General features: G+C 64.6%; 12 protein-coding genes. 7 read left to right on the top strand and 5 right to left on the bottom strand.

Features of this window, described 5'->3' with window-relative positions; genetic code table 11:
• Nucleotides 1–9: 9 nt before the first annotated feature.
• The 3 genes from SK1NUM_RS00550 to SK1NUM_RS00540 all read right to left on the bottom strand — a co-directional run bounded on the left by SK1NUM_RS00550 (nt 10) and on the right by SK1NUM_RS00540 (nt 3,247).
• Nucleotides 10–2,337 (bottom strand): ATP-binding cassette domain-containing protein, encoded by a 2,328-nt coding sequence (locus SK1NUM_RS00550; RefSeq protein WP_212323998.1) that lies wholly within the window; start codon nt 2,335–2,337, stop codon nt 10–12.
• Nucleotides 2,330–2,941: an ECF transporter S component gene (locus SK1NUM_RS00545; protein WP_212323996.1), complete on the bottom strand. Its 612-nt coding sequence runs from the start codon at nt 2,939–2,941 to the stop codon at nt 2,330–2,332. Before SK1NUM_RS00545 ends, SK1NUM_RS00550 begins: the two co-directional genes overlap by 8 nt.
• 99 nt (nt 2,942–3,040) lie before the next feature.
• Nucleotides 3,041–3,247, bottom strand: coding sequence for a hypothetical protein (locus SK1NUM_RS00540; protein ID WP_212323994.1), 207 nt, complete (start codon nt 3,245–3,247; stop codon nt 3,041–3,043).
• Between the two features lie 15 nt (nt 3,248–3,262).
• Between SK1NUM_RS00540 and SK1NUM_RS00535 the strand changes: the two genes are divergently transcribed.
• The 5 genes from SK1NUM_RS00535 to SK1NUM_RS00515 all read left to right on the top strand — a co-directional run bounded on the left by SK1NUM_RS00535 (nt 3,263) and on the right by SK1NUM_RS00515 (nt 8,487).
• Entirely contained in the window at nt 3,263–3,517 is a 255-nt protein-coding gene (locus SK1NUM_RS00535; protein WP_212323992.1) for a hypothetical protein, read from the top strand.
• Nucleotides 3,514–5,241, top strand: a complete 1,728-nt coding sequence (locus tag SK1NUM_RS00530) for an outer membrane protein assembly factor BamB family protein (RefSeq protein WP_212323990.1) — start codon at nt 3,514–3,516, stop codon at nt 5,239–5,241. The genes SK1NUM_RS00535 and SK1NUM_RS00530 overlap by 4 nt, the downstream gene beginning before the upstream one ends.
• Nucleotides 5,242–5,248: 7 nt before the next feature.
• Nucleotides 5,249–6,961: a hypothetical protein gene (locus SK1NUM_RS00525; RefSeq protein ID WP_212323982.1), complete on the top strand. Its 1,713-nt coding sequence runs from the start codon at nt 5,249–5,251 to the stop codon at nt 6,959–6,961.
• 88 nt (nt 6,962–7,049) lie between these two features.
• Nucleotides 7,050–7,625, top strand: a complete 576-nt coding sequence (locus tag SK1NUM_RS00520) for a TetR/AcrR family transcriptional regulator (RefSeq protein ID WP_212323980.1) — start codon at nt 7,050–7,052, stop codon at nt 7,623–7,625.
• A gap of 73 nt (nt 7,626–7,698) precedes the next feature.
• Nucleotides 7,699–8,487 (top strand): SDR family oxidoreductase, encoded by a 789-nt coding sequence (locus SK1NUM_RS00515; protein WP_212323978.1) that lies wholly within the window; start codon nt 7,699–7,701, stop codon nt 8,485–8,487.
• Between the two features lie 25 nt (nt 8,488–8,512).
• Here SK1NUM_RS00515 and SK1NUM_RS00510 read toward each other — a convergent pair whose 3' ends face one another.
• Nucleotides 8,513–8,836 (bottom strand): ArsR/SmtB family transcription factor, encoded by a 324-nt coding sequence (locus SK1NUM_RS00510; protein WP_212323976.1) that lies wholly within the window; start codon nt 8,834–8,836, stop codon nt 8,513–8,515.
• A 159-nt stretch (nt 8,837–8,995) separates the two neighbouring features.
• On the opposite strand from SK1NUM_RS00510, the gene SK1NUM_RS00505 reads away from it, so the two are divergent.
• Nucleotides 8,996–10,183, top strand: a complete 1,188-nt coding sequence (locus tag SK1NUM_RS00505; RefSeq protein ID WP_223927679.1) for an MFS transporter — start codon at nt 8,996–8,998, stop codon at nt 10,181–10,183.
• 2 nt (nt 10,184–10,185) lie between these two features.
• Here SK1NUM_RS00505 and SK1NUM_RS00500 read toward each other — a convergent pair whose 3' ends face one another.
• Nucleotides 10,186–10,929, bottom strand: coding sequence for a helical backbone metal receptor (locus SK1NUM_RS00500; RefSeq protein WP_212323973.1), 744 nt, complete (start codon nt 10,927–10,929; stop codon nt 10,186–10,188).
• A gap of 660 nt (nt 10,930–11,589) precedes the next feature.
• Here SK1NUM_RS00500 and SK1NUM_RS00495 point away from each other — a divergent pair.
• The gene (locus SK1NUM_RS00495; protein ID WP_212323971.1) at nt 11,590–12,528 is read left to right on the top strand and encodes a diacylglycerol/polyprenol kinase family protein; all 939 of its coding nucleotides are present in this window, start codon (nt 11,590–11,592) and stop codon (nt 12,526–12,528) included.
• The last annotated feature ends 1 nt before the right edge of the window (nt 12,529 follow it).

Here is a 12,529-nt window from a genome sequence, read left to right as displayed (position 1 = left end):
GAGGCTGGATCACCCGAGCCACCACCACAGACCGGCGGTCGCCACCCACACGGCCCCGACGACCACCGCGTCGCGCATCCGCCACGGCACGTCGATGAGCTCTGTTCGTCTCGGATGAGCGCCAAAGGCACGCGAGTCCATGGACAGGGCCACCCGTTCGGCGTGCTGGATCGCGAGGATCATCAACGGCACCACCGAGGACAGCCAGCGCGCGACGGGCGCCAGCACACCCCAGCGACGTCCGATGCCCCGCAGGGCGCGTGCGGTACGCAGGATCACGAAGTCCTGGCGGAAGCGGGTGACGAAGGCGATGGCTGCAATCCCCGCCGAACCAACGCGATAGGGCAGGCGGAATGTGCTGGTCAGAGTACGCACCAGGCTGTCGGGATCGGTGCTGATCCCGGACAGCAGCACCAATGCGATCAGGGCCGCGATCCCGGTGCCCGCGGTCAGGGTGTCGCCCCGCTCGAAGAAACGCGCCTCGGCACCGGTCCCGCTGAGGCCCGAGAACGCCCAGACCATCAGGGCCGCGATAGCCCAGATGCCGGCCACCGAGCCGATGGTGCGGCGCAGCGTGGCGCGGGCCGCGACGATGAGCACGCAGGCCAGCGTCATGATGGCGAGGTTCAGTGCTAGGTTCCTGAGGACGAAGACCGCCACCATGGCAGGCAGCAGCGCCAGGAACATCGTCAGGGGGTTCAGCCCGGTGAGCAGGCCACGCCGTTTCCGGGGACGTTCTGGGACCGTGGCCTCGACGGGAGCGGCGGACGCCGGCGGCCTGTCCTCAGCCGCCAGGGGCAGGGCGAGCAGGTGGGTGCAGTGACTGAGGGCCAGCTCCAGGTGGTGGGTGGCCATGATGACGGTCCGTCCCTGGGCGCGCAGCTCGTCGATGAAAGCCATCAGCTCGCGGGTGTTGTCCCAGTCCTGCCCGTAGGTGGGCTCGTCCAGGACCACGACGTCACGTTCCTCGCTGACCATGGTGGCAACGGTGAGGCGGCGGCCCTGCCCGCCAGACAGGGTGAGGGGATGGTGGGAGCGGTGCCCTGTCAGGTGGAACTGTTCCAGCAGGTCATCGACCCGCGCAGCCGGCGTGCCGCCGACGGACAGTTCGGCCTCGACGGTGGAGGCGACGAACTGGTGTTCGGGATTCTGGAACACGTATCCCACCGGATGCTGGCCATGTCTGACGGGCTGCCCGCAGACGGTAGCGCGGGTGGCGGTGGAGCCCACCAGCCCTGCCAGCGCGGACAGCAGCGACGACTTGCCGGCACCGTTGGGTCCGATCAGGGCGACGAACTCGCCGCCACCCAGCCGCATCGTCACCTCGGGGGATCGTCCCGGGACGCCCAGGCCGACCACATCGACGTGAGGCGTCTCGTCGGCGGCCCGGTCGTCGATGGTATCGATGACCGGGATCTCACGCCACCCCTCGGGACTGCGCTCGAAGCTGCGCACCTCGCCGGGGGCGCAGAAGTCGCTGAGCTGCGGGGCCAGCCCGGACGCGGTCCCGGCGCGCAGGTCTCGCGGCAGCCACATCCCGGCGCCGGCCAGCTCGTCACGGTGCTGGCCGAAGACCTCGCCCGGTGGCCCGCAGGCTATGATCCGGCCGTCAGCGTCAAGCGCCAGGACCTGGTCGACGATGGGCAGTACCGGGTCGAGGTCGTGGTCGATGACGACGACCCCCATGCCGCCGGCGACGAGCCCCGCGACCAGTGTGTAGAAGTCGCGCTGGCCGGCGGGGTCGATGGTGCTGGTGGGTTCGTCGAGGACCAACAGCCTGGGACGCATGGCGAGGGCGACGGCCACCGCGAGGCGCTGCCGCTGCCCGCCGGACAGCGTCCAGGGATCGTCCCAGATCCGGTCCAGGAGCCCGACGCTGTTCAGCGCGTCCACCACCCGCGAGCTGATCTCGTCGCGGGGAAGGCACAGGTTCTGCAGCGGGAAGGCGACGTCGTCGTGAACGGTCCGGGTGACCACCGCAGCGTCGGGATTCTGCCCGACGTAGGCGATGTGACCGGAGATGAGCTGGACGGAGGCGTCGGCGATCTCGGTGCCGGCCAGCTGGAGACTGCCGGAGTACTCGGAGGCTAGGCAGTGGGGCACGAGACCGCACAACGCACGCACCAGGGTGGTCTTGCCGCAGCCTGACGGGCCGATCACGGCGGTGACCTTCCCCGCCAGCTGGTCGAAACTGACCTGCCTCAGGATCCACTCCTGCCTTCCCAGGTAGTGCACGGAAAGATCACGCACCTTAGCCAGGACATCGTCCCCGGCGACCTGGGCCTGGGAACCGGCCATGTCGCTGGGCCCGGTGAGCACGTCGCCGGGCTCAGGCATCGTGGTCGATGGCGATGCCGGCCCGGTGGAGCAGGTGCGCCAGCAGGATGCAGATCCCGCCGCCAGCGAGCGCGGAGACCACGGAGATCGCGACCCCGACGGGGATCAGACCCACGTTCCCCAGCGCGGAAAGGGCCGCGGCATATATGAGCCCGTTCAGCAGCCCGAAGACGGCGGCGCTGGCCAGGTAGGCCCACCAGGTCCACTTCCGGTAGAGCATGATGGCCAGGGGTACCTCGACGAAGAGGCCGCCCAGGAAGTTCCCGACGATGGCCGAGGGCCCGTAGGGCGTGGTGAAGATGGAGATGACACCTATGATCAGGGACGCGATCATGACTGCTCCCGGGCGTCTGACCACCACGGCGGGCAGCAGGTAGGGGATCACCCAGAGCCCCATGATGGCGCACCCGATCATGATTCCGCCGGGTGTGGCCATCAGCGGCCCGCCGACGTAGTTGAGGGGGATCACTAGGATCAGGGAGACGACGGCCAGCGCCGCGGTCATCATGAGGTTCCGGGTGCCGAGCACCGAGTTGGCCAGCCCCTTGCGCGAGGAGGAGCGGACAGTGGTAGTGCCCTCTGGTGTCGCAGACTCAGTCATCATTCACTTTCAGCTAGCACGGTCAATCACAGGCCCACCAAGCTACGCCTAGCTTTAGTTGACATCCATACTCATATCAAAATGAATGTTCACTTCCAAAAATCAGCTGTCCACCGGCAGGGACACCGCATCGCCCCGGCCGATGTCGCTATCGCCACTTCCCGCGCACAGCGAGACCAGCCCATGCGGTGGACCCGATGCGCTCCACCGGACCCTGGCCATCAGCCGCCTGGCGCCGGGGGCGCTGACCGGATTCATCCCCGCCGACTCCATCAGCAGGGTCTTCGGCGTGACATATTCTATTTGCAATGGCAAACTTGGCTTATGGGATGGATCCTGCCTGCTGCATTGATCGTGGCCACCGGCTGCGGCGCAGCGGCCTGCCGGTTCTCTTCCCAGGGGGCCACGTTGCCGCACACCTGCCCAGTCATTCTCCTCCCCACCAGACTCAACACCGGACGGGACCTCGCGCCGTTCGGCGACAAGAACCAGTCAGCCAGGAAACGTGCTCCACATGAGCCGAAGACTCCAGGAGCCGTCTCCTACCTCAATCCGCAGGCAGGGCAGGTGCAACGATGAACCGCATATCGACCACATTGTCGGGGGCCCGGATTGCGTTGGCGGTGACAGGAGCTGTGTTGATCGGCTGGGGCCTGTTCCAGTCACTGACAACACCCGCGCCCCCCATCAGCCTGGGGTTTTTTGAATGGGCGTGGCTGTTCATCGGAGTGACGGTATCGGCCTTGACGTGGTTGTATTTGTCGTCTGATAAGACAGATATTCAGAGTGAATTCCCCTGGCCGATGGTCATTGGCGGATACCTGGTCTCAGCTCGGCTGTTCTACCTGTGGGGCGAAAGAGCGCAACATGTCCTGGCCCCCACCGGGGTGCTGGCGACCGGGCTGGGAATACTGACCCTGACAACCGCAGCCTTCTGCGACCTGATCATCCGGGACGTCAGAAGCCGTAACGACCCGGGAACTTCCGACTCACCCGAGGAGACCACATCATCTCCAGATGACAAACCGTCACAGCTGGTGTGGCTGCGGACATTCGTCACCAAGTTACGCCGCCCGGCTTTCTGGGTAGGTGCCTTGGCAGCTTTCCTGGCGTTCACCGTCGTCGCCGGGAGCCTGCTGTCGATGAGCTTCCAGCCGATCTCCACCACCGCGCCCGGCCAGCAACCCTACCCTGCCATGCCCGGCTCGGTCAGCGGCAAGGTGGCCTGGACCACCGTCGTGGAGGGCGCCCCGCTGGATGAGGCTGCGGGCACGCGCGGCCCGCTCATCGCGGTCGAAAACGGCGTGATCGCCCTCGACGCAGCCGACGGCCACGTCCTGTGGGAGCACCGGCGGAATTCCTCAAAACTGGGGGAGTTGGGTGACACTCATTCAACCGTCAATCCGCACCTGGTGACCAGCCCCGATGGCGTCTACGCAGCCATCATGTTCGACGGCGAAGACGTCGTGGAGGTCCTGGAGACAGCTACCGGCCGCGTCGTCGCTCAGCGATCTATGTGGGAAAAGCCCGGGGTGCAGCTCACCAACCAGGTGGCGTGGATCGGCGACGAAGGCGTCCGCCTGTCGGACGGCAGCATCATCTGGAACAAGATGCACCCGAAGAGAGAGGAAAATGTCACGAGTCTGGACTCAAAGTTCATCAGCCAGACGGACTGCATCCGCGCCGCTCCCTGCTCTATCGTCATGTTCTCTGACTCCGATCCGGACGACTACCAGCGCGTCGACAACCTCATCGATGGCAATAGGGACCGCGTGAACACTGCCCACGGCTGGATGGCGCAACTCGCGCCTAGGACTTCAGATCCTGGGACTTCGAAAGCCACTACACTGCAGGCCTACTCCCTCAACACAGGCCAGACGGTGCCGCTCGGCGATTTCGACAGGGTCCTGCATACCTCCGAGACCCGCCTAGTGCTGGCCCGCGATGGCCAGGTGGCGGTGTTCGACCCTGGCACCGCAACCATCAGCGATCCCATGCCTTACCCGGAGCCCTCCGATGGCACTCCCAACTCTGAGGACATCAACGACGTGGGAAAGGCCTGGCCCACTGGCGACCTCTACACCGTCGATTGGAGAACAACAGGCGGTCCTCACCTTGCTTTGCGCCGTCCGGGCACATCCGTCGATGTGCCTGTGGAGCTCCCCGCAAACGCTCCGAAGCTGGACGACATTGTCCGGGCCACCAGCTGGGCTGTTCCCGGCTGCGTCATGGTCCAGAACACGACGAGACAGCGAAGTAGCGTGCGCGAAATCGACAAGACCCTCCTGGCTTGTGTGAGGTGATGAAGAGATGAACCGCTTATCAGCCCTGCTGTCCGGAGCCCGGATCATCCTGCTATTGGTAGGGATCGGGCTGGTGATCTGGAGCACCCGCCTCTATCCGACGCTTCCCATCACCATGAGCCCATCAGAAGCTGACTGGGCGGCAATCATTCTCGGAACCGGCTGGTCCCTCACATGGTGGCTGTTCGCCAGGCGGGAGAGCTTCCGGCTCCCGGTGCCGCAATGGCTCGCCGTGGTGCCACGATGGTTTACCGTCACGAGCACTGTCGCGGGTGGAGCCCTGGCGTCGTACCGGCTGCTGGCTTTGTGGGCTGGCTCAACACAGGTGACGATTCCTCAGCCCGGACGCCTCACGGCAGGCCTCGCCATCCTGGCGCTGACCGGCGCCGCCACCTGCGACGCCACGGTGAAAATCTCAGGCTCAAACCCAGGAAACCCCCTCAAACAAATCCTCAAACCCAGCGCCTGGCTGGGCGGACTGGCATCGCTACTGGCACTCGCACTCATCACGGGCATGATGTGGCAGCTCACCCCTAAGCTGATAGCCGCCACCGCCGCACCTGGCACCGAGCTCTATCCCGACCTGCCCCAAGCCGTCACCGGCGAAGTCGCCTGGGTTAAGGTCCTCGATGGCGCCTCATTCGACGGCGAACCCGGGCTCCGAGGCCCCATCATCGTTCAAAAACACGGCATCACCGCCCTCGATGCAGACGGCAACACGCTCTGGGAACGCCACCGCACCAACCTGAAGATATGCGAACTGAATTTAAAGAGCTGGAACGGCAAAGAAGAAAAAAATTACCTATTGACCAGCTCCGACCGCCATTTCGCCATGGTGAATTTCTGCTCCAGAGAAAACGATAGGAAAAAGACCAAGGAGGTCAGCATAATCGAGATCCTGGACACTGCCACCGGCGAAGTCGCCGCCGCAGAAACCACCATCGACGATAAGCCGATGGATTCCGTCGGCCTCTCCTCGGCAAAGGCGCTGGCCGGCTTCCGCCTACTAGGCAGTGACGGCACGCGCTACATCGATGAGGTCGAGATGCCTCAACAATCCGGTTCCAGCAATTCCTCAAATCCCAAGATTGCTCTCGCGAAAGCCCAAGTGGCGGATGCATCCGAGCCGAGCAGGACAGCAGAGCTGCGAAATCTTCTCGTCAACAAACTGCTTCTCCACGGGGGACGACTGAGGGTGCCGGAGGTCAACGGCTGGGTGGCGCAGGCAACGCAGACACCAGGCACCACAGAGCCGGATTCATACCCACACATCCAGGCATACTCCCTAACGGACGGCCGCACGATCCCCCTGGGTCAGTTCAACGACATCGACGGCGCCTCCAGAACCCGACTGGTGTTGCGCCGTGACGACCAGGTAGCGGTCTTTGACCCCAGCACCGGCGGCATCACAGACCTCATGCCACCCCCCGCTGACCTACCAGACAGCCTGGATATACAAGACCTGGAGAAGACCTGGCCCACCAGCGACCTCTACGCCATCACCTGGGGCATGTCAGATGGCCCACATCTGAGGCTGCACCGCCCCGGCACATCCACCGACATCCCTGCCGACCTGCCCGCGGCCACACCTCTGCTGGTCGACTGGCGCATTCTTCCTGACACCTGGGCCGCCCCCGGCTGTGTCATCACCCAGAGCAAGGCGCGGTGGTTCACCACAAGCCAGGTCCCCGACAAGACCTTCCTGGCCTGCGTGAGGTGAGAGAACCCAGCTGGACCTTCTACTGACGGCGCAGCACCGCAGCAGAAAATTATTGACCCATGGGTCCAATACCGCTACCCTCGACGTCATGGGCAGGCCTCGGACCTTCGACGACGACGCGGTCATCGACCGCGCCATGGAGGAGTTCTGGGCCAACGGCTACCACGCGACCTCCCCGGCTCGCCTGGCAGAGGTGACGGGGCTCGCGAAGGGCAGCCTGTACAACGCCTTCACCAGCAAGCGGGCGCTGTTCGACAAGTGTCTTGACCGGTACCACCAGCAGATCACCGATCTCGCGAAGGGTCTCCTGGACCATCCGGGCAGCACCAGGGAATGCCTCACCGACGCGCTGCGGTCCGTCGTCGACTCCGACCTCGCACAGCCGCAGCGCCGGGGCTGCCTGATCGGCAATACCGCGGTCGAGCTCGCGGGCCACGACCCTGAGATCGCCCGCAAGCTGCGGCGGATGCAGAACGAGTCGACGAGCTGGTTCGCAGAACGCATCCGGCGCGGCCAGTGCGCGGGCGACGTCCGGGCCGACCTCGACGCGGACGCCTTCGCCCACCACCTCGCCACGACGCTCGCAGGCCTGCGGGTAATGGCCATGACCCACGATGCCCCGACCCTCTACGGGGTGATCGACACCGCACTCACGGGACTCTGACGTCATGAACACAGAAGCCCGCGCTTTCACACACCCAAGTTTTAGACCGATAGTTCAAAAAGAAAGGCTGCACATGGACCTACACCTTGAGGGAAAGACCGCACTCGTCACCGGCGCCAGTCGGGGAATCGGGCTGGCCGTCGCCCGGGCGCTGACCGCCGAGGGGGTCCGCGTTGCCGGGGCTGCCCGGACCATCACGCCGGAGCTGGCAGAAGTGGCCCAGACCGCCATCGCCGCAGATCTGTCGACGCCCGAGGGGGCCGCATCCGCGGTCGGGACGGCGCTGGCGGAGTTCGGCGGCCTCGACATCCTGGTCAACAACGTCGGCGCCGGCGATCTCGACCACATGGGCCTGGGCGGGTTCCTGGACAGCGACGACTCCCAGTGGCACCACCTGCTGAACCTCAACCTCTTCAGCGCGGTCTGGACCTCCAAGGCGGCGCTGCCGAGCCTCATCGAACGCCGGGGGGCGATCGTGAACCTGGGATCGGTCAATGCCCGTTTCCCCTCCACCGGCCCGGTCGGCTACAGCGAGGCGAAGGCCGCGCTCGTCGCTTTTGGCAAACGCCTCAGCGAGGAGTTCGGTCCGCAGGGCGTGCGGGTCAATACCGTCTCCCCCGGCCCGGTCGGGACCGGCCTGTGGCGCGACCCCGACGGCTTTGGCGCCCAGGTCGCAGCCGCGAACGGCGCGCCCCACGCCGACTTCCTGACCGCCATGCCCGCCACCTTCGGCATCACGTCCGGGCGGATCAGCGAGCCGGAGGAGGTCGCGGCGCTGATCGCCTTCCTGGCTTCCCCTGCGGCCGGGAACATCACCGGCACCGAGATCATCGCCGACGGAGGGATCATCAAGACCACCTGAGAAATCACACACGGGGTCGCTGGGGCTATTCCTCCCAGCGGCCCTCCCCCGGTGGTAATCCGACTGCCTCCAGCAGACCGGGGAAACGCCGTCCGACGACGTGGTCGCGGCGGGTGATCCGGCGATGCTTGCCCAAGACCTCGGTGTGCATCAGCCCAGATTTCCGCAGCACCCTCAGGTGATGCGAGAGGGTGGATTTCACGACGTCATACTCCAGATCACCGCAGTAGAGCGGCCCTTCGTCGGCGATGCGGCGCAGTATGTCGCGGCGGAGTGGATCGGACAGCGCGCCCAGCACCGCGTCCAGACTGAGGTCAGCCGCAGCCGGATGGGATACCTCCCTGGCCATCTCCACACACTCCGATCCACCGATTGTTCGACGAGAACCCAACCATTGACGCTACCAGCTCGCCCCTCGTGCGACACAACCCATCGCCACACCAGGTTTGACTACTCCACCCTGTTGAACAATTCTTAGTTCGACGAACATCGAATGAAAGGAGTGGTCATGCCCAGCCATCAGAAAACCGTCAGCGAGCCGGTGATGGGGGTGCTGTCGTTCTTCACCCTTTTCGTGATCGGAACCGACACCTTTCTCATCACTCCCCTGCTGCCGCTGCTGCAGCGTGAGTTCGGCGTCCCACTAGCGCAGGCGGGCTGGCTGGTGTCGGCCTACGCCCTCGGGTATGCGCTATTCGCCCTGGTCGCAGGCCCAGTCTCAGACCGCAACGACCGCCGCGCAGTCCTACTGGCCGGCGTGGCGGCCTTCACGGTGTTCACCGGCGCCTGCGGTCTGACGTGGAGCTTCTGGTCCATGTTCGCCACGCGTTTCTTGGCGGGTGTGGGAGCAGCCTTCGTCAGCCCGCAGATCTGGGCAGCCATCCCGATGGTGGTGCCGCGTGGGTCGGTCATCAAGGTCATGGGGTATGCGACGGCAGGCCTGGCGATTGCCCAGGTGGCTGGCATCCCGATCGGTTCCTACCTGTCGGCTCAGGACTGGCGGCTTCCCTTCTTCGCGATCGCCGCAGCCAGCGTCCTGCTGTGGATGACGTTGTTCGCAGCGTTCCCGAACGTCCGACCATCCACCAGCTCAGAGAGGATCCTCGACCCCTACCGGGGGGTTCTCGGGTCGCGGGTCCTGAGGTGGTCGCTGGTGGCGTATCTCGTCTTCCAGGCGGGTTGCCTGGGCGCGTTCTCGTTCATCGCCTCGTGGCTGGCCAGGGACTTCGGCGCGGCGCAGACCGACCTCGGCACCTCCATGATGGTCATCGGTATCGGGCAGGGAATAGGGTCGCTCGCCGGCCCAAGGCTGGTGGCAAGGATCGGCGAACGCACCTCGCTGTGGGCCGGGATCATCGTCGTCGGCTGTGGCTTCCTGACCGCCTCGGCGATGCCGTCCCGGTGGAGCGCGACCGCTGCGTTCGCCATCACGATGCTGGCCGGGGGCGCACTGCTCCCGGTGATGATGGGGCAGCTGCAGAGTCACGCGGGACAGGTCCGAGGGACGGTGTCGTCATTATCGAACACCGCAATGTATTTGGGAACCTCCGTCACGGGCGCGATCGGTGGCACCCTGCTGACCATCCTGCCCGGCTACTGGGGTATCAGCGCCTTTACCGCCACGACCTTCACCCTGGCCCTGGGCATCTACTGGCAGGCAGGGGCCTTTCAGCGCCAAGAGCAAGCCATCGTGTAAGGCTACGTAAGCAGGGCGGCCTCCAGCTCGTCCCGGGCCTTGAGCATCGCGGGGCCGTACCAGAACAGCGACCTGCCCTTCACCGCGACCGGCCGCACCGGCCCCAGCGCCTCCGGGCCGTCGGCTGCGGTGAAGGGGTAGGGCTCGTCGGGAAGCAGGGCCAGGTCGGGATTCCGGCGGAGGGCGTCGCTGATTTTAAGATGCGGATACCGCAACTCATCAACAATATTGACCAGGCCCAGGCGGCGCAGCACATCGTTGGGGTAGGTGCCTGCGCCCACCCAGATCCAGGGGTCCCGCCACACTGGGAGCGCCACCCGGCCGGTCAGCCTCGGCGGCCGGTTCCACACCTCGCGGGCCTTGTCAATCCAGTCGGTCTCACGCAGTCCGAAGGCCTCCCGGAACAGCCGGTCCAGGCTATCGAGGGCCTCGGCGATGCTGTCGATGCGGGTCACCCACACAGGGATTCCGGCAGCCCGCAGCCGGTCGACGTCGAGACGGCGGTTCTCCTCCTGGTTGGCCACCACGAGGTCGGGATGAAGCGCGGCGATGAGGTCGCGATTGGGGTTCTTGGTGCCCCGCACCCGGGTGACGTCGAGTCCAGCGGGATGGGTGCACCAGTCCGTAGCCCCGACGAGCACCCCGGGCACAGTGACGGCGATCGCCTCCGTCAGGGACGGCACCAGCGACACCACCCGCCTGGGTGGCTCACGCAGGGCAACATCAGAACCGAGATCATCCAGCACGGCACCCACTCTTCCACGCCGAGAGCACCACGATGGCTCTGTTTGCTGGCATCACAACGGGCAAACGTGATGGAGCAGCAGACCGGCACGGTCCGTGGGGGGGGAGTTCTTCGAAGCCATTGAGTTTGAGGGGCTCAACCATCAGTCAACCTCCACGGCATCACTGGCAACACCCCATACCATTCTCATTCTCCAGTTTCAGTGCTCGCCCATTACGATGCGATCACGCTCACTGCGCTAGGCCTTATCTGGGCTATGACAAGGACGCCGCAGACGCGGAAGCTTGTCAAATTCTTTTCTATCTAAATGAGCCGCTCTTGCGATTATTTAAGCCCTGCCTTTCTTGCAAGGATTTCAGATTCACTGAATAATCCCCCAGACACTTCACTGCTTCCTCCCCCTTTACAGAACAAACTGTTGGCTACGGCGCTCTGACCGGTCGGCCATATTCGTCACCAGACCACTGGCAATGCAGGAAGTCACCCTAACCGCAAATCGACTGCCTCTACTCCACCCCTCCCCTACCTTGGTCACGTGGAACAAGTTATGACACCAGTCGAGGTCCTCAGGCCCGCCCCAGAAATGACGTCGCTGCACCGGGCCAACACCGTCTTTCGAGTCCTGTTGGCCTGCAACGTAGTGCTTACAGCATATTGGGTGGTGACCCAGTTCACCGGACACTCCGCCTTCTACGGCGGCTACCAGTTGACAGTGAGTTCCGTCTTGGCTGTCCTCGACGTTCTCGTGTTCGGGACTCTCGGGTGGGGGCTGATCTGGCACGGGGTGAAGAACCTGCTGCTAGCCAAGGTCGTCGGGATGACATCCGAGGACCGCAAGCTCGTTGCCTCCTCGCGGATGCACCACAAGTTCAGCGTCGCGGAGATGACGCGGCGTTACTCTGAGCGACGTATCCGGATTATCGACATGATCGGTCGCCGCGGTCGAACGTTCGCCTTGGCCCTCGCCAGCTTCTACCACCTGTACCAGCACATCGCCGTGTCCCCCAGCAACGATTTCGTCACCTTGTTCCTCGGCGACCAACTCCTCGACGCTGTCGTCACAGGTTGGGTATTCATCGCGGCTTACCGGGCCGACGGCATCGTCGGCGCCGCCCTGTACGGCTCGCAGACCCGCATCATGGACGGAACTTTGGCTCGGGCGAACTGCCTGATGTCGATAAACCTGTGGACTTTGTTCAAGTTCATCCTGGTCCCGCTCGGGTTGGCACTGGCTCCTCTCTACGAGCCCCAGCATTTCGCTATCATCTTCGCCCTCATCTGGGGGGCCTACCTCGTCACGGACGCTGCAGCCGAGATCGGGGGCAGTCTGTACGGACGCCAGACCATCAAAGTCATTGGCCTTGGCGACCTCAATCGTAAGTCTGTAGGCGGAACCGTAACCGGATTCATCGTCGGTCTGACATTCTGCCTCGGGATCATCCTCACAAATGGGCTCGGCGGGGTCTGGATCCTGTTGGCCGTCACGATCGCCGCCAACTCCACTGTGCTGGAGCTGATTTCCCCCCGAAGCACGGACGACTTTTCTATAGCCACCGGAAACGCCCTCATCTGCTGGGTCTTCGGTATGTTCATTTTCTAAA

It is taken from the genome of Arachnia rubra, from assembly GCF_019973735.1.
GTDB lineage: Bacteria > Actinomycetota > Actinomycetes > Propionibacteriales > Propionibacteriaceae > Arachnia > Arachnia rubra.
This window is presented reverse-complemented; position numbering and strand designations above follow the sequence as displayed.